Source organism: Nocardia asiatica NBRC 100129, assembly GCF_000308415.1.
In the GTDB taxonomy this organism is placed as follows: domain Bacteria; phylum Actinomycetota; class Actinomycetes; order Mycobacteriales; family Mycobacteriaceae; genus Nocardia; species Nocardia asiatica.
The window spans coordinates 39,851-62,656 of the sequence record NZ_BAFS01000271.1 but is presented as its reverse complement, the minus strand read 5'-3'; the positions used below and the strand labels follow the sequence as shown (position 1 = coordinate 62,656).

General features: G+C 69.9%; 26 protein-coding genes and 1 pseudogene. 20 read left to right on the top strand and 7 right to left on the bottom strand.

The genetic code is table 11. The features are described from left to right. The 3 genes from ON27_RS25860 to ON27_RS25850 form a co-directional block, all read left to right on the top strand. Positions 1-1,219: glutamyl-tRNA reductase (locus ON27_RS25860; RefSeq protein WP_043733267.1), on the top strand; the 1,219-nt coding region annotated here is incomplete at its 5' end. Further along, complete coding sequence (gene hemC / locus ON27_RS25855; RefSeq protein ID WP_083887811.1) at positions 1,216-2,271, top strand: hydroxymethylbilane synthase; 1,056 nt, start codon at positions 1,216-1,218, stop codon at positions 2,269-2,271. The genes ON27_RS25860 and hemC, both read left to right, overlap by 4 nt. Positions 2,272-2,332: 61 nt before the next feature. Further along, positions 2,333-3,892: a bifunctional uroporphyrinogen-III C-methyltransferase/uroporphyrinogen-III synthase gene (locus ON27_RS25850; RefSeq protein WP_043733210.1), complete on the top strand. Its 1,560-nt coding sequence runs from the start codon at positions 2,333-2,335 to the stop codon at positions 3,890-3,892. A gap of 658 nt (positions 3,893-4,550) precedes the next feature. On the opposite strand, the gene ON27_RS25845 is transcribed toward ON27_RS25850, so the two are convergent. The 3 genes from ON27_RS25845 to ON27_RS25835 form a co-directional block, all read right to left on the bottom strand. Then, on the bottom strand, positions 4,551-4,823 hold the full coding sequence (locus tag ON27_RS25845) for a hypothetical protein (protein WP_043733208.1): 273 nt from the start codon (positions 4,821-4,823) through the stop codon (positions 4,551-4,553). 114 nt (positions 4,824-4,937) lie between these two features. Beyond that, on the bottom strand, positions 4,938-5,747 hold the full coding sequence (locus tag ON27_RS40075; protein ID WP_051046998.1) for a tetratricopeptide repeat protein: 810 nt from the start codon (positions 5,745-5,747) through the stop codon (positions 4,938-4,940). Positions 5,748-5,792: 45 nt separating this feature from the next. Further along, entirely contained in the window at positions 5,793-6,578 is a 786-nt protein-coding gene (locus ON27_RS25835) for a hypothetical protein (protein ID WP_043733205.1), read from the bottom strand. A 206-nt stretch (positions 6,579-6,784) separates the two neighbouring features. Here ON27_RS25835 and hemB point away from each other — a divergent pair, with 206 nt between their 5' ends. From hemB to ON27_RS25805, 6 genes are all read left to right on the top strand, one after another. Then, positions 6,785-7,762: a porphobilinogen synthase gene (gene hemB / locus ON27_RS25830; protein WP_063711378.1), complete on the top strand. Its 978-nt coding sequence runs from the start codon at positions 6,785-6,787 to the stop codon at positions 7,760-7,762. A gap of 5 nt (positions 7,763-7,767) precedes the next feature. Continuing rightward, positions 7,768-8,283 carry a hypothetical protein gene (locus ON27_RS25825; RefSeq protein ID WP_043733258.1) on the top strand — a complete coding sequence of 172 codons (516 nt, stop codon included), beginning with the start codon at positions 7,768-7,770 and terminating at the stop codon, positions 8,281-8,283. Between the two features lie 322 nt (positions 8,284-8,605). Then, entirely contained in the window at positions 8,606-9,079 is a 474-nt protein-coding gene (gene mce1N, locus ON27_RS25820) for a transport-regulating membrane protein Mce1N (RefSeq protein WP_043733198.1), read from the top strand. After that, positions 9,076-9,336 (top strand): hypothetical protein, encoded by a 261-nt coding sequence (locus tag ON27_RS25815; protein WP_157227343.1) that lies wholly within the window; start codon positions 9,076-9,078, stop codon positions 9,334-9,336. The genes mce1N and ON27_RS25815 overlap by 4 nt, the downstream gene beginning before the upstream one ends. A gap of 57 nt (positions 9,337-9,393) precedes the next feature. Further along, a complete protein-coding gene (locus ON27_RS25810) occupies positions 9,394-9,624 on the top strand; it encodes a hypothetical protein (RefSeq protein WP_157227342.1) in 231 nt (76 codons plus the stop codon). 169 nt (positions 9,625-9,793) lie between these two features. After that, positions 9,794-10,015 (top strand): hypothetical protein, encoded by a 222-nt coding sequence (locus ON27_RS25805; protein WP_043733192.1) that lies wholly within the window; start codon positions 9,794-9,796, stop codon positions 10,013-10,015. A gap of 21 nt (positions 10,016-10,036) precedes the next feature. Here ON27_RS25805 and ON27_RS25800 read toward each other — a convergent pair whose 3' ends face one another. Continuing rightward, the gene (locus ON27_RS25800) at positions 10,037-10,423 is read right to left on the bottom strand and encodes a hypothetical protein (protein WP_043733189.1); all 387 of its coding nucleotides are present in this window, start codon (positions 10,421-10,423) and stop codon (positions 10,037-10,039) included. A gap of 192 nt (positions 10,424-10,615) precedes the next feature. Between ON27_RS25800 and hemL the strand changes: the two genes are divergently transcribed. The 8 genes and pseudogenes from hemL (at position 10,616) to ON27_RS25760 (ending at position 18,131) form a co-directional block, all read left to right on the top strand. After that, entirely contained in the window at positions 10,616-11,935 is a 1,320-nt protein-coding gene (hemL, locus tag ON27_RS25795; protein ID WP_043733255.1) for a glutamate-1-semialdehyde 2,1-aminomutase, read from the top strand. 380 nt (positions 11,936-12,315) lie between these two features. Further along, complete coding sequence (locus ON27_RS25790; RefSeq protein ID WP_043733253.1) at positions 12,316-12,966, top strand: histidine phosphatase family protein; 651 nt, start codon at positions 12,316-12,318, stop codon at positions 12,964-12,966. After that, positions 12,963-13,595, top strand: a complete 633-nt coding sequence (locus tag ON27_RS25785) for a TlpA disulfide reductase family protein (protein ID WP_051046996.1) — start codon at positions 12,963-12,965, stop codon at positions 13,593-13,595. The genes ON27_RS25790 and ON27_RS25785 overlap by 4 nt, the downstream gene beginning before the upstream one ends. Continuing rightward, positions 13,592-13,846 carry a hypothetical protein gene (locus ON27_RS25780; RefSeq protein ID WP_043733182.1) on the top strand — a complete coding sequence of 85 codons (255 nt, stop codon included), beginning with the start codon at positions 13,592-13,594 and terminating at the stop codon, positions 13,844-13,846. Before ON27_RS25785 ends, ON27_RS25780 begins: the two co-directional genes overlap by 4 nt. Positions 13,847-13,886: 40 nt before the next feature. Next, positions 13,887-14,723: a cytochrome c biogenesis CcdA family protein gene (locus tag ON27_RS25775; protein WP_043733179.1), complete on the top strand. Its 837-nt coding sequence runs from the start codon at positions 13,887-13,889 to the stop codon at positions 14,721-14,723. After that, positions 14,720-16,390, top strand: coding sequence for a cytochrome c biogenesis protein ResB (gene resB / locus ON27_RS25770; RefSeq protein WP_043733177.1), 1,671 nt, complete (start codon positions 14,720-14,722; stop codon positions 16,388-16,390). Before ON27_RS25775 ends, resB begins: the two co-directional genes overlap by 4 nt. 2 nt (positions 16,391-16,392) lie before the next feature. Then, positions 16,393-17,359 (top strand): annotated as a pseudogene (ccsB, locus tag ON27_RS25765) (c-type cytochrome biogenesis protein CcsB). Positions 17,360-17,477: 118 nt separating this feature from the next. After that, a complete protein-coding gene (locus ON27_RS25760; protein WP_043733171.1) occupies positions 17,478-18,131 on the top strand; it encodes a Uma2 family endonuclease in 654 nt (217 codons plus the stop codon). 674 nt (positions 18,132-18,805) lie between these two features. Here the strand turns inward: ON27_RS25760 and lppU are convergent. Further along, positions 18,806-19,450, bottom strand: a complete 645-nt coding sequence (lppU, locus tag ON27_RS25755; protein ID WP_051046995.1) for an LppU family putative lipoprotein — start codon at positions 19,448-19,450, stop codon at positions 18,806-18,808. A gap of 313 nt (positions 19,451-19,763) precedes the next feature. Here lppU and ON27_RS25750 point away from each other — a divergent pair, with 313 nt between their 5' ends. Next, positions 19,764-20,372, top strand: a complete 609-nt coding sequence (locus ON27_RS25750; protein ID WP_043733168.1) for a DUF8020 domain-containing protein — start codon at positions 19,764-19,766, stop codon at positions 20,370-20,372. Positions 20,373-20,548: 176 nt separating this feature from the next. On the opposite strand, the gene ON27_RS25745 is transcribed toward ON27_RS25750, so the two are convergent. Further along, positions 20,549-20,755 carry a hypothetical protein gene (locus ON27_RS25745; protein WP_043733248.1) on the bottom strand — a complete coding sequence of 69 codons (207 nt, stop codon included), beginning with the start codon at positions 20,753-20,755 and terminating at the stop codon, positions 20,549-20,551. A 123-nt stretch (positions 20,756-20,878) separates the two neighbouring features. Then, a complete protein-coding gene (locus tag ON27_RS25740; protein ID WP_040783886.1) occupies positions 20,879-21,088 on the bottom strand; it encodes a BldC family transcriptional regulator in 210 nt (69 codons plus the stop codon). Between the two features lie 178 nt (positions 21,089-21,266). Here ON27_RS25740 and ON27_RS25735 point away from each other — a divergent pair, with 178 nt between their 5' ends. Both ON27_RS25735 and cds1 read left to right on the top strand, forming a co-directional pair. After that, positions 21,267-21,635: a DUF4229 domain-containing protein gene (locus ON27_RS25735; protein ID WP_051046994.1), complete on the top strand. Its 369-nt coding sequence runs from the start codon at positions 21,267-21,269 to the stop codon at positions 21,633-21,635. Continuing rightward, positions 21,632-22,717, top strand: coding sequence for an L-cysteine desulfhydrase Cds1 (gene cds1 / locus ON27_RS25730; protein ID WP_043733165.1), 1,086 nt, complete (start codon positions 21,632-21,634; stop codon positions 22,715-22,717). The genes ON27_RS25735 and cds1 overlap by 4 nt, the downstream gene beginning before the upstream one ends. Positions 22,718-22,806 lie beyond the last annotated feature (89 nt).

Sequence of the window (22,806 nt, the reverse complement as noted above, 5' to 3'; positions counted from 1 at the left end):
GCACTCCGGGCTGCCGATGCCCGACCTGACCAAGCACGCCTACGTCCGCTACTCCGAGGCCGCCGCCGAGCATCTGTTCGCGGTGGCCAGCGGCCTGGACTCGATGGTGATCGGCGAGCAGCAGGTGCTCAGCCAGATCCGCGGCGCCTACGCCTCCGCCGACGCGCAGCAGGCCGTCGGGCGGACCCTGCACGAGCTGGCGCAGCACGCGTTGCGGGTCGGCAAGCGGGTACACGCCGAAACCGGCATCGACCGCGCGGGCGCGTCGGTGGTGTCGGTCGCGCTGGATCGCGCGCAGCACGTGCTCGGTCCGCTGGCCGGTCGCACCGCCGCGGTGGTGGGCGCGGGCGCGATGGGCGGTCTGGCGGTGGCGCATCTCTCGCGCGCCGGGATCGGCCGGATCATCGTGGTGAACCGCACCATCGAGCGGGCGCATCGACTCGCGGAGACCGCGCGGACGCACGGCGTCGAGGCCCAGGCGATGGAGCTGTCGCGGCTCACCGAGGCGATGGCCGCCTCCGACGTGGCGGTCACCTGTACCGGCGCGGTGGGCGCGGTCGTGACGCTGGCCGACACGCACCGCGCGCTCACCGAGCGCGAGCGGGGCGAGGAATCCGCCACCGTGGAACGTCCGCTGGTGTTCTGCGATCTGGGCTTGCCGCGCGATGTCGAGCACGCCGTGGCCGGGCTGCCCGGCGTCACCCTCATCGACATCGAGACGCTGCAGCGGGATCCGGCGGCGGGCGCCGCCGCCGACGACACCGCGGCCGCCCGCACGATCGTCGCCGACGAACTCGCCAGATACCTCACCGGACAGCGGATGGCCGAAGTCACCCCGACGGTGGCCGCGCTGCGCCAGCGCGCCGCGGAGGTGGTGGAGGCCGAACTGCTCCGGCTGGATTCCCGGCTGCCCGGCTTGGCCGACCCGGAACGCGACGAGGTCGCGCGCACGGTGCGCCGGGTGGTCGACAAGCTGCTGCACGCGCCGACGGTGCGGGTCAAGCAGCTGGCGTCCACGCCGGGCGGCGACAGCTACGCCGAGGCGCTGCGCGAATTGTTCGAACTCAAGCCAGGCGCGGCCCAGGCGGTCGCCGCGCCGATGGAGATCACCGCGCTCGCGGGCGATCGCGCCGAGATCACATTGGCCGACGGGGAGATCGCGCTGGCCGACGATTTCACCGCGGGTCATCGCGGCGAGGAACAGGGGCAGACGGCATGACCATGGTGCATCGAGAAGGCAGCGCGACCACGGAGGACACCCGCGCGCCGTGGCGGATCGGCACCCGGGGGAGCCTGCTCGCGCTCACCCAGGCGGGCACGGTGCGCGACGCGTTGATCGCGGCCGGGCAGCCCGCCGAGCTGGTCGTGATCAAGACCGCGGGCGACCTGTCCTCGGACCCGGTGCAGAAGATCGGCGTCGGCGTGTTCACCTCCGCGCTGCGCGACGAGCTGGCCGCGGGCGCGATCGACATCGCCGTGCACTCCTACAAGGATCTGCCCACCGCGCAGGACCCGCGCTTCACCATCGCCGCCATCCCGCCCAGGGAGGACCCGCGCGACGCGCTGGTGGCCCGCGACGGGCTGGTGCTGGGTGAACTGCCTGCGGGTTCGAAGATCGGCACCTCCGCTCCGCGCCGCGCGGCCCAGCTGCGGGCGCTCGGGCTCGGCCTGGACGTCGTCCCGCTGCGCGGCAACCTGGACACGCGGCTGCGCAAAGTCAGCGAGGGCGAGCTGGACGCCGTGGTGGTGGCCAGAGCCGGCTTGGCCCGCATCGACCGATTGGACGCGGTCACCGAGTCGCTGGAGCCGGTGCAGATGCTCTCGGCTCCCGCGCAGGGCGCGCTCGCGGTGGAATGCCGCAGTGATCACGCCGCGCTGGTGGAGATCCTCTCCGGCCTGGACGATGCGGCCACCCGCGCGTCGGTCCTCGCCGAACGGTCGCTGCTGGCCGAACTGGAGGCGGGCTGCGACGGGGCGATCGGCGCGCTCGCCGAGGTGGTCGAATCGCTCGACGACGAAGGGCGGATCGTGGACGAGCTGTCGCTGCGCGCGTGCGCGGCGGCCGTCGACGGATCCGAAGTGCTGCGGGCGTCGGTGGTCGGCGCTCCCGCCGACGCCGAGCAACTCGGCCGTTCGCTTGCCCGCGAATTGCTCGACATGGGTGCGCGCGATTTGCTCGCCGCCGAACCGGACGACGGTTCCCCCTCCCGGGCGGTGAGTTCGCCCGCCACAGACTTGCCCAACCCCAGCCCAATGGAGAACAGCCGATGAGCGGAAGCACAGGCACCGTGCCCTCGGGTATGCCGGAGCCGAGCGCAAGCGAGGTGCAGGCATGAGCCGAGGCACGAAGAAGCACCCCGGTCGCATCCTTTTCGTCGGATCGGGTCCGGGTGACCCGGCGCTGCTCACCGTACGGGCGCGTGAGGTGATCGGACGGGCGATGCTGGCCTTCACCGACCCGGACGTCGACAAGGGCGTGCTCGCCCTGATCGGCACCGCGGTCGAGCCGGGACCCGACGGCGAACGCCCCGTCGACGTGCGGCCCGCGCTCGGCGAGCCCGCCGAGGTGGCCAAGACGCTGATCGCCGAAGCGCGTGCCGGGCACGACGTGGTGCGCGTGGTCGCGGGCGACCCGCTGACCACCGACTCGGTGATCGCCGAGGTCAACGCCGTCACCCGATCGCACATGGTCTTCGAGGTGCTGCCCGGCCTGCCCAACGGCTCCGCGGTGCCCAGCTACGCGGGCATCGCACTGGGCTCCGGGCACACCGAGGCCGACGTGCGCGGCGAGGTCGACTGGGCCGCGCTGGCCGCCGCCCCCGGTCCGCTCGTGTTGCACGCCACCTCGGGGCATCTCGCCGAAACCGCGAGCGCCCTGGTGGAGCACGGCATGGCGCCGCAGACCCCGGTCGCGGTGACGGTGCGCGGCACCACCCGTCAGCAGCGCACCATCGAGGCCACCCTGGCCACGCTGAACAGCGCGGCCTCCGAGCTGGTCGGCCCGCTGGTGGTGACTATCGGCAAGGTGGTCGCGCAGCGCTCGAAGATGTCCTGGTGGGAGTCGCGCGCGCTGTACGGCTGGACCGTGCTGGTGCCGCGCACCAAGGACCAGGCCGCCGAGATGAGCGAGCGGCTCGTGACCCACGGCGCCATCCCGATGGAGGTGCCGACCATCGCGGTGGAGCCGCCCCGCAGCCCAGCTCAGATGGAGCGCGCGGTCAAGGGCCTGGTCGACGGGCGCTACCAGTGGGTCGTGTTCACCTCCACCAACGCGGTGCGCGCGGTATGGGAGAAATTCGCCGAGTTCGGCCTGGACGCGCGGGCGTTCTCCGGCGTGAAGATCGCCTGCGTCGGCGAGGCCACCGCGGACAAGGTGCGCTCGTTCGGCATCAACCCCGAACTGGTGCCCAGCGGTGAACAGTCCTCCGAAGGTCTGCTGGCCGACTTCCCGCCCTACGACGACGTGTTCGACCCGGTGAACCGGGTGCTGCTGCCGCGCGCCGACATCGCCACCGAGACGCTGGCCGAGGGCCTGCGCGACCGCGGCTGGGAGATCGACGACGTCACGGCCTACCGCACGGTGCGCGCCTCGCCGCCGCCCGCGGAGACCCGCGAGATGATCAAGACCGGCGGCTTCGACGCGGTCCTGTTCACGTCGTCCTCCACGGTGCGCAACCTCGTGGGCATCGCGGGCAAGCCGCACGCGCGCACCATCGTGGCCTGCATCGGCCCCAAGACCGCAGAGACCGCCATCGAATTCGGCCTGCGCGTGGACGTGCAGCCCGACGTGGCGCAGGTCGGTCCGCTGGTCGAGGCCCTGGCCGAGCATGCCGCCCGCCTGCGCGCCGAAGGACTCCTGCCGCCTCCCCGCAAGAAGAGCCGTCGGCGGTAATTTTTGCAGCGCCTGCGGCGCTGCGTGTTCGCGGCCCCTTTGTGGCTCGCGTTTGCGCGGCCGCCGCTTGCTCCTTCGTCGCTTGCGCGGCGGCCGCGCAAACGCGAGCCGGGCCGCGAACGGGCAATGCTCGGTCTCGCTTCGCTCGAAAGTCGTGGTTGAGGTGTGCTGGGCGCGTAGGCATCGGCGCTTGGGGTGTCTGGTGTGCCGTTTCGGCGGGCTGGCGCTTGCCGTTCGCCGGTACTCGTGGTCGTGGACCGCAGCTGGGCCGTGAGCGGCGGATGCTCGGTCTTGCTTCGCTCGGAACCGGGGGTGGGGTGTGCTGGGTGCGTAGGCATCGGCGCTTGGGGTGTCTGGTGTGCCGTTTCGGCGGGCTGGCGCTTGCCGTTCGCCGGTACTCGTGGTCGTGGACCGCAGCCGGGCCGCGAGCGGCGGATGCTCGGTCTCGCTCGCTCGGAACCTGGAGCTGTTGTGGGCCGGGCGCGTGGGCATCGAAGCGTGGACATCATGCGCTTGGCTCGGCACGGTTGGTCGTAGAGGCGGCCGGTGGTCTGTCGGCCGTGGCGTGCGCTGTTCGGAGTAGCGCGCGGCCGCCCGCTGATCTGCGCCCGGTGGGGCGTTTCGGTGTGGTGCACAGCGGGCGGCGCTCCGGCGGTGCTCAGTACCGCTTGCGCATCAGGGTGCGGACCATGGTGCAGGTGGCGTCGGAGGGCGGCCGGATGCCGATGACCTCGGCGGTGTGCCTGATCCGCTTGTTCGTGGCGTAGCTCGGTGCGTAGACGCCGGAGTCGAGCAGTGCGATCGCCAGGCGCATCGCCTTGAGCCGCCGGTTGTGCAAGACGTACCACGCCCGTGGACGGCCCGCGGGCAGCGGACGCTTCTGCAGCGGGGCGTAGGGGCGATCGATGAGAACGGTTTGCGGTGTGCGCATTGGCATCCCTCCCGTGGCGATCGGGGGCGGGCGAGCCCCCTCGAACGTACCTTCGATTCTACTCGCGGGCACCGACAAATTCGGCTGGCCACAAAGGTTTTCACCGGCCTCGAATCACAGATCGTGCAGCAGCCGGAGCGACTGCGGATGCCCCAGCGCGGCGGCGCGTTCGAGCCACTGCCTGGCCTCCCGCTGTGCGGGCGTACGGCCGGTCGCGATCGCGGCGGCCGTCCGCAGCACCTCGGGATCGGCGAAATCGCCTGCCAGGTAAGGGGTGTTCGTCGCGCGCAGCAACAGCGCGAGGTGGAACATCGAATCCGGATCGCCCGCTTCGGCGCCCGCCCGCAACCACCGCTCGCCCTCGGCGTGCTCACCGCGGTCCAGATGCAGCGCGCCGAGCACCGCCATCGCGTCCGTTCTTCCGCGGCGGGCGGCCTCGGTGAGCAGCTCGATCGCGCGGCCGAATTCGCCGCGCCGCGCCAGATGCAGGCCGAGACTGCGCATGGCCGTGGGGTTCCCGGCGCGGACCGCGCGCTCGTACCACTGCTCGGCCTCCGCGTCGCGGCCGCGCCGATTGGCGAGAACCCCCATGTTGCACAGGGCTTCGGGCAATCCCTGCTCGGCGGCGGGCCGCAGCCAGCGCTCCGCCTCGTCGAGCTTCCCGCGCTCCACGTGCAGCAGGCCCAGCTGCACAGCCGCGGGCTCGTTGCCGCGCGCGGCGGCGGTCTCCAGCCAGCGGACCCCCTCGCCGATCCGGCCGTCGGCCCCCAGCAGCGCCCCGAGCATCCCCATGGCGGGCACGCTGCCGCCCGCGGCGGCCCGGCGCAGCCAGTGTTCGGCGCCCGCCGCGTCGCCTGCGTCCCACAGCGCTTCGGCGCGCCGCTGCATGGCGAGCAGTTCGACCTCGCTCGGCGGCTCGGTCATGTCAGCACCCCGCCTCCCGGCTCCGCGCGGATATCACGCCGCCCATCACCGCGCCTGCTCGACCGGAGCGCGGTAGCCGTGCTCGTGCGCGTAGTCGGTCAACTGCGCGTCGTAGTTGCGGAGACTGTCCAGCAGCCAGGTGTGCCCGGTGTCCTTGACGACCACGATCGGCCCGCGGCTGCCCGGCGGGAGCGTGGGAACGGAGCCGTCGAGGTACCACGACGTGGTGGACCACGGGAAGATGAAGGCCCAGCCGATATCGGTGACCCGCTGCGGCGGCCCGAGCTGCAAAGGATCGGCCGGGGTGGCATGGCGTGCGCTGTGCGCGGCGAGCAGATGCCGTGCGCTGTTGCGGGCCACCCGCACGTCCAGCGGTCCGGAGGTGATGTCGGGGAACGGCACGCTGATGTCCGCCCAGGCGCGCAGGTGTCGGCCCGCCTCTTCGTCCACCTGACACGGCCTGCTCCGCAGGCGGACGAAGACGGTGCGCGCGGTGTCGGAGAACCGCAGCTCGACGATGGCGTCCTCGGTGCCGCCGACCAGGTGCGTCCCTCGGCTGCGCATCCATTCGGGCTCGTCGGGGCGGATGCCGAGCGTGGCGAAGGCGACGTGCGCGACGGGCATCACTTCGGGCTCGGCTGATCGCCGTGCGACGAACTCCACGCTCCAGTTCCTCCCGGTGGCGTCGACGGCGCGCCAAGCACGCAGCGCGGTCGCGGGCGGGAGGGCGCCGCCGGTCAGCGCGGGCCACCAGTCGGCCAGCAGTACCGCCACCCACGACTCGAAGTCGGCGGCTCTGGCCAGCGAGATATCGACGTGTGGATCGGTCATGCTGTCCCCCAGCGGGTCTCGCCCCTAGTCGGAGTATGCGCCTTCCCGCGGGGCGCCATGTGTGATTTCACACACCGTTATCAGTCGGATGACATGTCCGATCGGGGGTTGCGGGCGGTAGCTGTCCCAGAGGGCTGGGGCGCGGGCTTCAGCGCAGGCCCCGGGCGCTCGCGACAGCCGCTCGCCCCGGGCGTATCGTGCGATTCATGACCGGAATGGACCGCCCGCGGCGGTTGCGCCGTACCCCGGCTATGCGTCGTCTCGTAGCCGAAACGACACTGGAACCACGGCAATTGGTGCTGCCGATGTTCGTGGCCGACGGAGTGGCGGAGCCGCGCCCCATCAGCTCGATGCCGGGCGTGGCGCAGCACTCGCTGGACTCCCTGCGCAAGACGGCTGTCGAGGCGGTCACGGCGGGTGTCGGCGGCATCATGCTGTTCGGCGTACCGCGTCCGGAGGACAAGGACGCCGTCGGCAGCGCCGCGTCCGATCCGCACGGCATCCTCAACCGCGGCCTGCGCGCGCTCGCCGAAGAGGTCGGCGATTCGACCGTGGTCATGGCCGACACCTGCCTGGACGAGTTCACCGACCACGGCCACTGCGGTGTGCTCGCCGCCGACGGCGCGGTCGACAACGACGCGACGCTGCAGCGCTACGTGGAGATGGCGCTGGCCCAGGCCGAGGCGGGTGCCGACCTGCTCGGCACCAGCGGCATGATGGACGGCCAGGTCGGCGCGATCCGGCGGGGCCTGGACGCGGCCGGTCGCATCGACACCGGCATCCTGGCCTACTCCGCGAAGTACGCCTCGGCGTTCTACGGCCCGTTCCGGGAGGCCGTCGGTTCCTCGCTGGAAGGCGACCGGCGCACCTACCAGCAGGACCCGGCCAATCGCCGGGAGGCGATCCGCGAGCTGGAGCTGGACCTGGCCGAGGGCGCGGACATCGTGATGGTCAAACCGGCCATGTCGTACCTGGACATCCTGCGCGAGGTCGCAGATCGTTCGACGGTCCCGGTCGCCGCCTACCAGATCTCCGGCGAGTACGCGATGATCACCGCCGCCGCCGAGCGCGGCTGGATCGATCGCCGTGGCGCCGTCCTCGAGTCGTTGCTGGGTATCCGCCGGGCCGGCGCGGACATCGTGCTCACCTACTGGGCCACCGAGGCCGCGCACTGGCTGTCGTGACGAAGATGGCGGGACCGTTCGCCGCGGGCCCGGTTCGTCCTCCGATACCGGAGGACGTCGGTACCGCGCGGCAGCTGTGGTGGGGTGTCATCGGATTCGGCGTCGTGCAGTTGATCGCCTCGATCGTCGCCGCGCTGGATCGGCGGCGCACTTTCGCCGAAGAGGTCTTCGAGCAGGCCAGAGTGCAGGATCCGCAGGTCACCATGGCCAGTGCGGAGCTGATGGTCTCGCTGGTGTACGTGGTCGTCGTGCTGATCGGGCTGGGCGTGGCGGCGCTCGCGCTGGTCGTCGTGTACCAATTCGGCCGCGGCAAACCGTGGGCGCGCACCGTGCTCACGGTGCTGGGCGCGTGGTCGCTGGTGCTCGGCGTCGGCGCGCTGTTCGCCATCGACGCGGTGACCGGAACGGCTTCGCTGGTGGCAGGCGGCGCCTCGATCGTGCAGGCCGTGCTCGCGGTCGGCGCGATCTACCTGTCCCATCGACCGGAGGCCACCACGTACTTCCAGGCGGGCAGGCGCTGAGCCCGTATGGAACACGTTCCCAGTTTGTCCGAGACAGTCCGGCATGTATGGTGAGGGTTGTCACAGTGGACGTGGGAACCGGTAGTCGTCTGTCGTGCGTTGTCGTGCTCTACGTGCGGGAACCCGGCACATGGCCCCGGAGGATCGGAGGCAACGATGCGAGTGGTGATCCAGCAGCCGCACAGCATTCGGCGCGACCTGGCCGTCTTGAGCCTGCTGATTCTGTTCGCCGTGCTGACCGTCGCCGTGCTGTTGCTGCCCGGCTTGACTCGCTGATCCCGCTAGCCGTCGTGCTGCCGCCCGCTGTCGTGCAGGGGCCGGCGTGACCGTCCTGTTCACGGAACCGGGGGCCCGCTGGCGTGCGGTGGCCTACGGGCCGATCCTGTGCCTGGCCGTTCTCGTTCTCGAACTCGTCACGGGTGGCGCCGTGCACTGGTTCGCTCTGCTGTTCTGCGCCGCGCTGATCGCGGGATTCGTCGCGTTGCAGGTGGTCGCGGGTAAGCGGCACGTCAGCGTCGAGTTGACGCCGGAGACGCTGCGCTCGGGCGCCGAGTCGCTGCCGCTGAGCTCGATCGCGGAGGTGCTTCCCGAACGCGACGAGGACTCCTGGGACGACGAGGAGTGGGAATCGGCGCGGGCGCTCGGTGAGCTGACCGGCGTGCCGCGCCGCCGCACCGGCATCGGGCTGCGGCTGGCCGACGGCAGCCTGGTGCAGGCGTGGGCGCGCGACCACCGGGCGCTGCGCACGGCGTTGACCGAGGCCGTCGAGCGCAGTGCGGACGGAGTGGACCGTTGAGACGCTGGATAGTCGCGGTGCTCGTGGAACTGGACCTGTTCGTTGTCGCGCTCGTGGGGGCGGTGTTCAGCGCGAGCGCGGGTGTGCACACCACCGATTTCCCGCCGATGGGCGACGCCCCGGGTTTCACCGCCACTCGCTACGTCGCGCCTTGGTGGCTGCTGGCCGCAGTGCTCGTCGCGGTGGCCGGGGTGCTGGCCATCGACGCCGCTGCCCGGCTGGTGCGTGGTCTGCGTGGTGTCGGGGCCGAAGGCTGAACGGCGCGCGTCCGCTCCGAGCCGTTTGATCCGGCGCGTCCCGGGAACGCCGATCACATGAAACCGACTGCTCAGCGAACACTTTTCGGCGCGGTAGCGGCCGCTGTGGCCGCCGCGGTCGCGGTCGCGCCGGCCACCGCGTCCGCCGAAGCCGTTGCGGCAGAGCCTTTCGCGGCGACACCGGTTTTCGCCGCCACGCCGCCCGCGCCGTTGCTGCACGCGCTGCCCACGCCGCTGGCGTGCCTGTTCACCACCGGGTTCGCCAAATTCTGCCTGGGCATCACGTAGCCACGGATTGCCTGCGAACCCCTGCGTCCGGCGCGCCGACGAGTTACCGTGCAACCGCGCTCCGTCCGGCGGCCGATGTCCGCCGACTGTGTGCGTTGGCTGGAATGGCCCTGTGGCCGTTAGTATTTCGGCCATAGTTCGTAAGCGTGTCGATGAAGGAAAGTGTTTGATGAACCGGTTCGCCGTGAAGATCTGTGCCGCGTTTGCCGTGGCCGCCGCCCTCGGGATCGGGGCCGCGCCCGCCGGCGCGAACCCGGGCCTGCCGCTGGAGGACGCGAGCCCTGTCGACGCGCCGATCCTCGTGCCGGATTCCGGGTCCGCGGGCCCCTACAACGGGTTCATGTGCTTCCTGCACACCATGTCGGCGCAGGTCCCCTGCATGTACGCCTGACGGCGGCGGTGCGGCGCCCGCTCAGTTCCAGTGCTGGTAGACGTCCAGCACGCGACCGTTGCGGGCGCCGGGCGCGTTCAGATAGACGGTGACCGTCCCGTCCGGACGGTTGGCCGCCTCCAGTACCACTTGGCGCAACGTGGCGTGCACCTGCCCGCGCTCGTCGCGGTGGATCGCGGAGTCGCTCTTCAGCCCGGCGCCGATCCGGTTGGGCGGGACGACCATGGTGACCAGGGCCGGAATGGGTCCGCCCGCCAGCGCGGCGGTCGCGGTGTGGTCCAGTGGGATGGCCAGCCGAGCCTGATCGAGTTGTTCGAACGGCTGCGCGGCGGCGGACCCGGCGCCGAGGGCCACGGTGGCCCCCGCGACGACGGTGAGCACACCCACGCTGACGATGGCAATCCGCATGCAGACCCTCCCGAACGATGGACGAATGTGAGCTGAGACTACGCACCGGCAACCATTCAGCGATCGAAATGCGCGCGAACCTCACCTCGGCGTGTTGCCGGGCGGCTGCGGCGTGCATCACTGCACTACACCCTGTCGTCGAACCGATTTTCCGGTGCTGAGAGACTGGAACGCGTGAGTTCTTCTCCGCGCGTGACCAGTGCCGCAGTGCCGGTTTCCGCTCGACTCTTCGACCGGGCGAGCTCGGTGATTCCGGGTGGCGTCAACTCCCCGGTGCGGGCTTTCCGATCCGTCGGCGGCACACCGCGATTCATCGCCTCGGCCGACGGCTGCACGCTCGTGGACGCCGACGGCAACGAGTACGTCGACCTGGTCTGCTCGTGGGGCCCGATGATCCTCGGCCACGCGCATCCGGCGGTAGTGGAGGCGGTGCGCCGCGCGGCGGGCGGCGGCCTGTCCTTCGGCGCGCCGACCGAGGCCGAGATCGAACTCGCCGAGGCGATCGTGCGGCGGGTCGCGCCGGTGGAGCGGGTACGGCTGGTGAACTCCGGCACCGAGGCCACGATGAGCGCGGTCCGGCTGGCCCGCGGCTACACCGGCCGTACCAAGATCATCAAGTTCGCCGGGTGCTATCACGGTCACGTCGACGCGCTGCTGGCCGACGCGGGCTCCGGCGTCGCCACGCTCGGACTGCCCACCTCGCCCGGCGTGACGGGCGCGCAGGCGGCCGACACCATCGTGCTGCCCTACAACGACCTCGACGCCGTCGCCGCCGCGTTCGCCGCGAATCCCGGCGCGATCGCCTGCGTGATCACCGAGGCGGCGGCGGGCAACATGGGCGCGGTCGCGCCGCTGCCCGGCTTCAACGCGGGCCTGCGCGCGCTCACCGCCGAGCACGGTGCGCTGCTCGTCATGGACGAGGTGATGACCGGCTTCCGGGTCAGCAGCGCGGGCTGGTTCGGCCGGGAAGGTGTCGCGGGCGATCTCTACACCTTCGGCAAAGTGATGAGCGGCGGCCTGCCCGCCGCCGCGTTCGGCGGACGCGCCGAGATCATGAACCATCTCGCGCCGCTCGGGCCGGTCTACCAGGCGGGCACGCTGTCCGGTAACCCGGTGGCGGTGGCCGCGGGCCTGGCCACGCTGCGCGCGGCCGACGACGCGGTCTATGCGGCCCTGGACCGCAACGCGCAGCGGCTCGGGGATCTGTTCTCCTCGGCCCTGGATGCCGCAGGGGTCGGGCACCAAGTCCAGTTCGCGGGCAATATGGTGAGCGTGTTCTTCGCCGAACGCCCGGTCACCGACTACGCCGCCGCCAAGGCGAGTGAGACGTGGCGCTACCCAGCGTTCTTCCACGCCTTGCTCGACGGTGGCGTGTACGCGCCCCCGAGCGCGTTCGAAGCCTGGTTCGTCTCCGCGGCGCTCGACGAGGACGCGTTCGACCGTATCGCTGCCGCCTTGCCCGCCGCCGCGCACGCGGCGGCGGCCGCCACCCCCGAAGGATCCCGCGCGTGACCTCCGACCTCGATCAGCCCGATGCCGACCGGCGCGAGCTAACCACACCGTCCGCCGAGCCGGATGTGCCCGTGACGAACGGCGCGACCGCCGTGGCCATCGATGCCGTCGCGGAAGCGACGGTGATCGACGCGGGTGAACAGTTCGCCGCCGCGAGCGCCGGGGTCCGGTCCGCGACCGTCGAACCCGAGTCGGCGGAATCGAGCCTGGTCGACGCCGGAGCGCAGTTCGCCGCCGCGGCGGCGTCGGACGCGCAGGTCGTGGCGGCCCGCAAGGGCGACAGGACCGCTGCCGCCGACCGCACCGCTCCGGCCGAGAACGACGCCGCCGGAACCGAACCGGCCGAACGCCCCGATGGCCGAACCCGCGCCGCCGAGCGGGTGCACGACGGCGCCGCCGCCCCGGTCGAGACGATCGTGCACGTGCTGCGGCACGGCGAGGTGCACAACCCGAACGGCATCCTCTACGGCCGCCTGCCCGGCTTCAGCCTCTCGGTGGCGGGGCGGGCGCAGGCCTCCGCGGTCGCGCGGACCCTGGCCGATCACGACATCGCGCTGGTCATCGCCTCGCCGCTGCAGCGTGCGCAGGAGACCGCCGAGCCGATCGCCGCGCAGCACGACGTGATAGTGCGCACCGACGAGAACCTCATCGAGGCGGGCAACACCTTCGAGGGCCTGCGCGTCTCGGTGGGCGACGGCGCGCTGCGCAAGCCGCGGCACTGGTGGAAGCTGCGCGACCCCTTCACCCCGTCCTGGGGCGAGCCGTATCTGCAGATCGCGCATCGCATGCTGGCGGCGGTGAACAAGGCCAGGGTCGAAGCGGCCGGGCGTGAGGCGGTGCTGGTATCGCATCAGTTGCCGGTGTGGACGCTGCGGCGCTTCCTGCAAGGGCAGCGCCTGTGGCACGATCCGCGCCGGCGGCAGTGCTCGCTCGCGTCGCTGACCTCGCTGGTCTACCACGGCGACACCCTCGTCGACATCGTCTACTCCGAGCCCGCGGGCGGCTCGGACCCCTCGGTACACGGCGCATGAACCGCTGCACCGCGTTCCCCGACTCGCCCTCGAAACGCCCAGGGCGGGTGCTGCTCGCGTGCGTGGCGCTCGTGGCCGCGCTCGCGGGTTGCTCGACCGGATCGGACGCGGTGGCCTCGGGCGGCACCTTCGAATTCGTCTCGCCCGGCGGCAAGACCGACATCGTCTACGACCCGCCCGCCGCCCGCGGCACCATCGGGGAACTGGCCGGTCCGGACCTGATGACCGCCGGTAAGACTGTCTCGGTCGAGGACTACCCGGGCAAGGTCGTGGTGCTCAACCTGTGGGGTCAGTGGTGCGGTCCGTGCCGCGCGGAAGCGCCCGCCCTGGAGAATGTCTACGAAGCGACCAAGGACAAGGGCGTCGCCTTCCTCGGGATCAACGTGCGCGATCCGCAGCAGGACAAGGCCCAGGACTTCGTGGTCGACAACAAGGTCGGCTACCCGTCCGTCTACGACCCGTCGATGCGCACGCTCTTGGCGCTCGGCGGGAACTTCCCTACCAGTGTCATCCCCACCACGCTCGTCCTCGACCGGCAACACCGGGTCGCCGCGGTCTTCCTGCGGTCCTTGCTCGCCGAGGATCTCCAACCAGTAGTAGAACGAATCGCCGCGGAGGAAGAACAGTGAATCGCGACCGCCGTACCCGCCACCTGCGTGCCTGTCGGCCACGGCAGGGCGCCCGACGCATCGGCGGCGGATGGGCCGTCGACGACCGGTGGGCGGGTATCGCCACCGTGCCGCGCAGCGTCGCCGCCGAGTCCCTGCTGGACTTCGCCGTATTCGACGTAGCCGAGGAACCCGCCGCCACCGAGCGGAAGGTGTCGTTGCGCCGCGGCGCCGGACGATCGGCGGAGGACACGCGGGAGGAATCGGTGTGACCTGCGCGCACACCGCGCCGTGTGCCGGGGAGGACCTGTGATGGTGCTCGCCGGGGTCGGTGATTCGTTCCAGCAGACGGCGGCCTCCGGGCCGCTGCTGCTGGCGCTCGGTGCGTGCCTGCTCGCGGGCCTGGTGTCGTTCGCGTCGCCGTGTGTGGTGCCGCTCGTGCCCGGATACCTGTCCTACCTGGCCGGGCTGGTCGGTGCGGAGGCGCCGCCCGCCACTGTCGCGCAGGCCGCGGGCTCCGCCCGAGGGGGCGCGACGACCGCCACCCGCCCCATGCGCACCGGGCGGATGCGCGTCGCGGGCGCGGCCGGGCTGTTCGTCGCCGGTTTCACCGTGGTGTTCGTGCTCGCCACCGCGACGGTGTTCGGCGTCATCCAGACCCTCAACGTCAACCGGGAACTTCTGCAACGCATCGGCGGCGTGGTGACGATCCTGATGGGGTTGGTGTTCATCGGCCTGGTGCCCGCCTTGCAGCGGGACACCCGGATGGAGCCGCGCAGGCTCACCGGCATCGTGGGCGCGCCGCTGCTCGGCGGCGTGTTCGCGCTGGGATGGACACCCTGCCTCGGCCCCACCCTGTCGGGGGTCATGGCGGTGGCCGCGGGCACCGACGGGACGACGGCCGTGCGCGGCGTCGCCCTGATCGTCGCCTACTGCCTGGGGCTCGGTCTGCCGTTCGTCGTGCTCGCGTTCGGGTCGGCGAGCGCGCTGCGGGGCGTCGGCTGGCTGCGCCGCAATTCCCGCACCATCCAGATCATCGGGGGCATGCTGCTCGTCGCGGTCGGCGCCGCGCTGGTCACCGGGGCATGGGACCAGTTCGTCGCATGGGTGCGCGATGCGTTCGTCTCCGAGGTGACCTTGCCGATATGACCGTGACCGACCAGCCGAAGACGGACACCTCCGCACGGCCCCCGCGGCAATCCCCGGCCGGGCGGGCCTGGGCGTTCCTGCGCAACACATGGCGCGGGCTCACCAGCATGCGTACCGCCCTGGTGCTGCTGTTCCTGCTCGCCTTGGCCGCGATCCCCGGGGCGCTGCTGCCGCAGCGAAACCTCAACGAGCAGAAGGTCGAGCAGTACATCGCCGACCGGCCCACGCTCGGCCCGTGGATGGACCGCTTCGAACTGTTCGACGTGTTCTCCAGTTTCTGGTTCACGGCCGTCTACGTGCTGCTGTTCATCTCCCTGGTCGGTTGCATCCTGCCGCGCACGGTCGACCACTACCGCGCCCTGCGCACCCGGCCGGTGCCGGCCCCGCGCAATCTGACCAGGCTGCCGCACCACTACTCGGACCGGGTCGAACAGTCGCCCGGGGCAGTGCTCGACCACGCCCGCGCCCAGCTGCGCGGCTGGCGCACCGAGGTCCGTCCCGGTCCGCGCGAGGGTGAGCTGGCGCTGTCGGCGGAGAAGGGCTACACGCGCGAGCTCGGCAACCTGGTGTTCCATCTCGCGCTGGTCGGACTGCTGGTCGCCATCGCGGCGGGCAAGCTGTTCGGGTACGAGGGCAGCGTCATCGTGCTGGCGAACAACGGCCCCGGCTTTTGCACCACCTCGCCCGCGGTGTTCGACTCGTTCAAGGCGGGCAACGTCAACGACGGCACCGGGATGACCCCGATCTGCGTGCGGGTCAAGGATTTCCGGGCCGATTACCTGACCAACGGGCAAGCCGAGATGTTCACCGCGAACCTCGCCTACCAGGCGGGCGACGACCTGCGGACCGACACTTGGCGCGACACCCAGGTGCAGGTCAACCACCCGTTGCGGGTCGCGGGCGACCGGCTCTATCTGCAAGGCCACGGCTACGCGCCGACCTTCACGGTCACCTTCCCGAACGGCCAGACCCGCACCGAGTCCATCCAGTGGCGTCCCGACGACGCGACGACGTTCCTGTCCAGCGGCGTGCTGCGGATCGACCCGCCCGGTGGCATGTACGCCACCGACGAGGAGCGCCGGAAGAACCAGATCGCGATCGAGGGTCTGTTCGCGCCCACCGCGATGTTCCACGGCTCGTTGCTGTCCTCGGCGTTTCCGGCGATGAACGATCCGGCCGTCGCGGTCGACGTCTATCGCGGCGACACCGGCTTGGACACCGGCAAGCCGCAGTCGTTGTTCGCCCTCGACCCGGAGCAGGTCAAACAGGGACGCTTGACCAAGGAGGCCAGGGTCAATTTGCGTCCCGGCGAGTCGACCACCCTGCCGAACGGCACCAAGGTCACCTTCGACGGCGCGCAAGAGTTCGTGAATCTTCAGGTGTCGCACGATCCGGCCCAGCAGTGGGTGCTGGTGAGCGCGTTGCTGATGATGGCGGGCCTGCTGGTCTCGCTGCTGATCAAGCGCCGCCGGATCTGGGTGCGGGTGTACCCGGCCGAGGACGCGGCCGGTACCGTTGATCAACGACGCACTGTAGTAGAGATGGGCGGGCTCGCCAGGACCGACCAGGCGGGCTGGGGCGGCGAGTTCGACCGGCTGCGCGCCCGCCTGCTCGACACCGACGCCGAGACCACCGCGGCGCGGGGCGCCGAGACCACGGGAGAGTGACCATGCCGATCGACGAGACCATCGCCAGGTACAGCGATCTGGCGTTCAAAACGGCGATCGTGGTGTACGCGCTGGTGCTGGTGCTGCTGATCTGGCAGTACGCGACGGCGCGCAGCCGCCAGGTCGCCGAGCGTGAGCTGGTGACGGTGGGCGGCGGTTCGATGCCGCAGGGGCCGGGGCGTATCCCCGAGCCCGCGCGGCGGCCGCTGTCGGAGCGACTGGGCAACATGGCGTTCTCGGTGCTGATGGTCGCCGTCGCGCTGCACGTCGGCGCGATCGTGTTGCGCGGATTCGCGACCCACCGCTTCCCGCTGGGCAACATGTACGAGTTCGTCACCATGGCCACGGCCGCCGCGGTGCTGGTCGGGGTGGTGTTCCTGCGCGAGCAGCGCTATCGCGGCATCTGGGGATTCGTGCTGGTGCCGGTGCTGCTCCTGCTGTTCCTCGCGGGCACCGTGCTCTACGCGGACGCGGCGCCCGTGGTCGCCCGCGCTGCGATCGTTCTGGCTGCCGCTGCACGTCACCATCGTCGCTGTCGGCAGCGGTGTGTTCCTGTTCTCGGGCGTGGCCAGCATGCTGTTCCTGTACCGCCTGCGTCAGCCGGACGGTCAGGAGTCGAACAATGTCTTCGGCGTTCTCGCCCGCCGCCTGCCCGACGCCCGCACTCTGGACCGGCTGGCCTACAAGACCACCATCATCGGCTTCCCGCTGTTCGGCGCCGGTGTCATCCTGGGCGCCATCTGGGCCGAAGCCGCCTGGGGCCGCTTCTGGGGCTGGGACCCGAAGGAAACCTGCTCCTTCATCGCCTGGGTCCTCTACGCCGCCTACCTGCACGCCCGCGCCACCTCCGGTTGGCGCGACACCAAGGCGGCCTGGATCAACATCGCCGCCTTCGTCGCCATGCTGTTCAACTTGTTCATCATCAACATGGTGATCAGCGGGCTGCACTCGTACGCGGGGCTGAACTGAGCTGATCGTTCGCCTCAACCAGGTGATTCGACTGGTGGGACCGTAACGGGTAGTCCCACGGCTCTCGGCCGGGGAAACGAGCATCCACCGTGGGAGAGTCGGCCATTACGATTGCGGCATGTCGGTTCCACACATCGAACGACCGGACCTTCCCGAGTCGATGACGTGGGAGGAATTGGAACAACTTCCCGATGAGATCGCCGAGCAGATCGAGCTGTGGGACGGCCGCGTGGTCTGGGTACGGCGTGGGCCAGGCGAACATCAGGTCTTCACACGCCGCCTGACGAACTCGATCGAGAGCTGCGCGCGAAAGTCGATGTCGCAGGACCCGGAACATTGCTGGCGGGTCAATCTCGAGACCAACGTGTTCCTTGGTCGAACCGGAAAGTCCAACTTTCTGACACCGGACTTCCTTGTCCACCGCTGCCTCGATTCCCCCTATCGAGACGTGCGGGGGAGTGATGTCCTGCTGGTCGGTGAAGTGTTGTCCCCGTCCAACACACAGACGGACATGGAGGCGAAGAAAGGGCGGTACGCCAGCGCCGCCATCCCGTGGTACTGGGAGGTGACGCTGGCCCGTGAGGCGAGCGCGATCGCCACCGTCCGCGCTTACGGCCTCGACGTCGGCCACGCTCAGCTCCCGGACGGAGTCCACCCCCTCCGCGCCGCCAACTACATCCTCGCCGCCGAATGGACCCACCAGAACCAGGACGGAATCGAGTTCGACCACCCGTTCCCGATCACCATCCCGTGGACGGAACTCGAATACTGACGGAGAGCGACTCGTCTCCCTTGTCCTGGCATCCGCGAAGACTGATCAGCGGGCCGGTGCCCGCTGCCGTACAGGGGCGCCGACATCCTCATCGAGACCGGCGGCGGCATGACCCGTTCGCTGGTTCGATTTCGGCAGCGGACTGGCCCCGGTGGGTCGCCCTGACCGCTATCGGTGTAGGTACGGAGACTCTCGAATCGCCGTGTCTACGTTCCCTACCTTTGCCGTCTGCGCGTGGACGACACGATCTGGTTCAGCCTCGAGGTGTCCAGGCAACTGGCTGACCGAGACTGCGAGGTTGTCGCCTCGGGATCTGTTGCCGAAACACATGTTTGCCGGTCCCCGCTGATAGAAACAGGCTGCCTCGGGGCAGGCGCCGCCCCATCGGCGGCTCCGGGACGTTATTTTTCGGAACTATATGATTTTTATTCGTACAACGGCGTCCAAAAGCGATGAGCGCGAACGATATCGAGCTACGATTCGAAATTCGCCCGCGCAGTACCGCCGATCCGCGTCCTGAACGAACACGCAATGATCACGCCGATTACCCGAAAAGCTCGTCAGCTGCTGCGCTGTCGAGTGCAGCCCGTGCGGTGGAGGTGAGCTTCACAAGCCTGTTAATGATCTTGTGCGGTCTCTCGCCGCGAGGCGGGTGCGAACGGTCACGAGAAGGGTCAGAGCCGTGCCACACAGACGACGAAATGGCGCTGCTGGTAGACGATCCCGCTGTCGGCCGAGCCGCAGGCGTTGACGTCGACAGTGTTCTGCTTGACATCGATCACCCGGACCGCGCCGGGCGCGGGGGCCGCGCAGTCCAGGCGCTTGGGGTTGTCGGGGGTCAGTTCCATGCAGCCGCCGACAACCCAATCGATGTCCAGGCACAACGCTGCCTGCGCCGCGCCATGCAAAGTCTCGTTGTAGGTGCGGTCGGCGTCGGTGGGGCACGCGGCGTTCGCCGGCGCCTTCTCGATGACCTTGTAGACCGAGTTCGCGCTGCCACAAGCGGTTTTGTCGATTCCGCCCGCACCGCTGAACGATACGCAGTCGCCGATGTTCACCTGCAGGCTGGTGGCGCTCTTGTTCGACGCGCCGCGCATCGCCGACGTGGTCGGCAGTGCCTCCGTGGTGGTCGGCAGCGGTTCCTCGGTGGTCGGCGGGGGCGTGGTGGTCGGAGCGTCGGCGGTCTGGGCGGCCTTGGCCGGCTCGTCGGCGGGGCCGGTCATCGAGACCGCGGCGAAGACCACGAGGGCGGCCGCCAGTCCAGTCCCGACCATGAAGGCGGCCAGGGTGATACCGGCACGGACACGTTGGCGCGACACGTCACGTCCTCCAGAGCTGTGAACCCTTCGAACCCACCTAGCGACCCGAAGTTGTGAATCTTGCGGATTGAAGACCACGCCATGCATACACTACGGGGCGCGTCCGCGTCGAGTTCTCCTTCCCGGAACCGGGCATCCGCCCAGAGAATTCACCTGCGTGGCGGCGCGATCGGCCGGAGTGATCACAATCGGATAACGAACCTTCTCGATCAGGTGTGCCGGCTGCCAGGTCTGGAAACAAGTCACGGGCGCTGTACAGTCACACGCCATCCGGCCTCCGGAGCCGGGTATCTCGGTGAGAAGGAATTCCAGAATGAAGTTCGGCACTATTGCCGCCATTGCCCTCGGTGCGGTTGCCGCAGTGGGCATCACCGCGGGCGCCGCGAACGCGCAACCCGTAGAACCGGATCGAGAGATCACCACAGCCGGTGTCGAGCAGGGCGTCGACTACCGCACCACGGTCTCCCGTGAGACCGGTGCGATCAGCACCGCTGTCGAGCACGGCACCTTCGCGGTGGTCGACGACGGCACCAAGATCAAGCTGACCTCCGACACCGGAGCCGTGGTCGCGGAAGTGCCGCTGACCTACGAGGTTTCCGGCAGCAAGCTGTCGGTCGCACACGAGATCAGCGACAGCGGACGGCGTCTCGCGCTCACTCCGGTGGCCGACGCGAAGGAGATCGGCGAGATGCAGCCGATCAGCTCGATGAACCGGCTGATCGCCGAACTGAACAAGAACGTCGTCGGCGTGGTCGGCGGCGCGCTGCTCGGCGGCCTGCTCGGAGCCCTGATCGGCCTGGGCTTCTTCAGCATCATCACCGGCCCGATCGGCCTGGTCGTCGGCGCGATCGCGGGTGGAGCCATCCAGGGCGGGCAGCCGTTCATGGACGCGCTGATGGCGGTCGTCAACGGGGAACCCTGATCGGTAGCCCGCCGTACGTGTGGGGCAGGCGCACCGCAGCGCGCCTGCCCCACACGTACCGGGTTGTCGAATGAGCCGTGCCGCCGGAAGGGCGCCACGGCTGATCCGCTGGGCGGAGAACGCGCGATCGCCGGATGACGCCGGACGCGTGCTATCGCGCGGGTGGTGCCGAACGATCAGCGCTCGGCGGAACCGGACTCGCCGTCGCGGTGCTGGCGAGATAGTCGCCAGAGGAACTCCGGGTCGTCGTCGGGTCCGATGACGCGCTTGCGCTGTGGTGAACGCGTCTGCGGGGCAGTGGGTCCAGTCCGTTCGGGGCCGAACGCCTTCCAGCACAACACCGCTATTGCCACCACAGCGATGAGTGCCAATAGGTACGTCACGTCGCTCACCTCCTGGTAACGAGGGTAGTCGCGGACGTGACTCCAGCACACCGCAGACGCGAAAAATGGTCTGCGGGCGAGCGCGGACCCGAGCACGACGAGCCCGCGCGCCCTGCGATCAGCTCAGCGTGCGGTCGCCTCGGTGGTCAGCGACTTGAGCAGCTGGAGTACTTCCGATTCGCGGAACCGGCGATGTCCGCCCGGTGTGCGCAACGACCCGAGGCGCCCGGCATGAGCCCAGCGCGTCACGGTCTTGGGGTCGACGTGGAACAGGGCAGCAACCTGGCCCGGAGTCAGCAGGGTGTCCTGGCCGCCGACGGTGATCGCAGTCATAGCAAACCTCTCCGTTCTCGACAGTTCCCTCATCAGATGGCGCCATCGTCGCACTGAAACCCCTAGGTACTCGAACCACCTACAGTTGGTAAAGGGGAGGTAATAGACAAAACGGATGTGCGCCCCACCCTCGGCATTGGGCGTGCACCGGGGGCGGGCAACAGCTTCGCATAGGCTGATGGTTGTGCGTGACGCAACTCCACCAAAAGGTGCTTCCGGACAGCAAACCCCTGGCGCAGGTCGCAGGCTGGCCCGCAATCTAGCCCTCTACACAATCGCCAGGTTGGGTCTCGTGGTAGTGCTCGCCGCGGTGATCGTGCTGGCCGCCAAGTTGGTGGCGGTGGACATCCCGTTGGTGGTCGCCGCCCTGTTCGCTCTGATCATCGCGATGCCGCTGTCGCTGGTGCTGTTCAAGCGACTGCGGGTCAAGGTCAACGAGGACATCGCCCTGGTCGACGAACGCAGGCGGCGCGACAAGGCCGAGTTGCGCGCGCGGCTGCGCGGTGACCAGCCGCCCACCCCGCCCGGCTCGGGAACGCCTTCGTGAAGTTCTGCGATCACACCGCCCCGCGCCACTGGGTGGACAACGCGGTGCGGCTGATCGATGCCGACGCCCAGCGCAGCGCCGATACGCACCTGCTGCGCTACCCGCTGCCCGTCGAGTGGAACGTCCAGCTGTATCTCAAGGACGAGTCCACCCACATCACCGGCAGCCTCAAGCACCGGCTGGCCCGCTCGCTGTTCCTCTACGCCATCTGCAACGGCTGGGTCACCGAGGGGACGACCGTGGTGGAGGCGTCGTCCGGTTCCACCGCGGTCAGCGAAGCCTATTTCGCGAAGCTGCTCGGCCTCGACTTCGTCGCGGTGATGCCCGCGAGCACCTCCCCGCAGAAGATCGCGCTGATCGAGGCGCAGGGCGGTCGCTGCCATTTCGTCCGGCGTCCGCCGGACATGTACACCGAGGCGGCCCGGCTGGCGGCCGAATGCGGCGGCCACTACATGGACCAGTTCACCCACGCCGAGCGCGCCACCGACTGGCGCGGCAACAACAACATCGCCGAGTCGATCTTCCAGCAGATGGAGCTGGAGCCCTACCCGGTGCCGGAATGGATCGTGGTCGGGGCCGGCACCGGCGGCACCAGCGCCACCATCGGCCGTTACATCCGGTACCGCAGGCATGCGACGAAGCTGGCCGTGGTCGACCCGGAGAACTCCGCCTTCTTCGGCGGATACGAAACGGGGGACGCGGCCTACCAGACCGGAATGCCTTCCCGGATCGAGGGCATCGGCCGTCCGCGGGTGGAGCCGTCGTTCGTCGGCCAGGTGGTGGACCGCATGTTCGAGGTGCCCGACGCGGCGTCCATCGCCGCCGCGAGGTTCGCCAGCGGGCGGCTCGGGCGGCGGGTCGGCGGATCGACCGGAACGAACCTTTGGGGTGTGTTCGCCCTGGTCGCCGAGATGCTTGCCGAGGGCCGCAGCGGCAGTGTGGTCACCCTGCTGTGCGATGGCGGCGATCGGTACGCCGGAACGTATTTCGATGACGAGTGGGTCGCCGCGCAAGGACTGAACCTCGCCGAGCCCACCGCGATTCTGGAGAAGTTTCTGGCGACCGGCATCTGGGACGCCTGACCTGGCCCGCAGGCGCGGGTCGTTGTTCGCCGCGAGAGGAATCGAGGTCTGTCGCGCCCTCGCTCGTCAATTTTTGTTGACATACCGGG

What these genes read in the sequence shown, in the direction of transcription:
- hemC (WP_083887811.1), top strand. Translation starts at nt 1,216, where the DNA reads ATGACCATGGTGCATCGAGAAGGCAGCGCGACCACGGAGGACACCCGC.
- ON27_RS25850 (WP_043733210.1), top strand. Translation starts at nt 2,333, where the DNA reads ATGAGCCGAGGCACGAAGAAGCACCCCGGTCGCATCCTTTTCGTCGGA.
- ON27_RS25845 (WP_043733208.1), bottom strand. Translation starts at nt 4,823, where the DNA reads ATGCGCACACCGCAAACCGTTCTCATCGATCGCCCCTACGCCCCGCTG.
- ON27_RS40075 (WP_051046998.1), bottom strand. Translation starts at nt 5,747, where the DNA reads ATGACCGAGCCGCCGAGCGAGGTCGAACTGCTCGCCATGCAGCGGCGC.
- ON27_RS25835 (WP_043733205.1), bottom strand. Translation starts at nt 6,578, where the DNA reads ATGACCGATCCACACGTCGATATCTCGCTGGCCAGAGCCGCCGACTTC.
- hemB (WP_063711378.1), top strand. Translation starts at nt 6,785, where the DNA reads ATGACCGGAATGGACCGCCCGCGGCGGTTGCGCCGTACCCCGGCTATG.
- ON27_RS25825 (WP_043733258.1), top strand. Translation starts at nt 7,768, where the DNA reads ATGGCGGGACCGTTCGCCGCGGGCCCGGTTCGTCCTCCGATACCGGAG.
- ON27_RS25810 (WP_157227342.1), top strand. Translation starts at nt 9,394, where the DNA reads ATGAAACCGACTGCTCAGCGAACACTTTTCGGCGCGGTAGCGGCCGCT.
- ON27_RS25805 (WP_043733192.1), top strand. Translation starts at nt 9,794, where the DNA reads ATGAACCGGTTCGCCGTGAAGATCTGTGCCGCGTTTGCCGTGGCCGCC.
- ON27_RS25800 (WP_043733189.1), bottom strand. Translation starts at nt 10,423, where the DNA reads ATGCGGATTGCCATCGTCAGCGTGGGTGTGCTCACCGTCGTCGCGGGG.
- ON27_RS25785 (WP_051046996.1), top strand. Translation starts at nt 12,963, where the DNA reads ATGAACCGCTGCACCGCGTTCCCCGACTCGCCCTCGAAACGCCCAGGG.
- ON27_RS25775 (WP_043733179.1), top strand. Translation starts at nt 13,887, where the DNA reads ATGGTGCTCGCCGGGGTCGGTGATTCGTTCCAGCAGACGGCGGCCTCC.
- resB (WP_043733177.1), top strand. Translation starts at nt 14,720, where the DNA reads ATGACCGTGACCGACCAGCCGAAGACGGACACCTCCGCACGGCCCCCG.
- ON27_RS25760 (WP_043733171.1), top strand. Translation starts at nt 17,478, where the DNA reads ATGTCGGTTCCACACATCGAACGACCGGACCTTCCCGAGTCGATGACG.
- ON27_RS25750 (WP_043733168.1), top strand. Translation starts at nt 19,764, where the DNA reads ATGAAGTTCGGCACTATTGCCGCCATTGCCCTCGGTGCGGTTGCCGCA.
- ON27_RS25740 (WP_040783886.1), bottom strand. Translation starts at nt 21,088, where the DNA reads ATGACTGCGATCACCGTCGGCGGCCAGGACACCCTGCTGACTCCGGGC.
- ON27_RS25735 (WP_051046994.1), top strand. Translation starts at nt 21,267, where the DNA reads ATGGTTGTGCGTGACGCAACTCCACCAAAAGGTGCTTCCGGACAGCAA.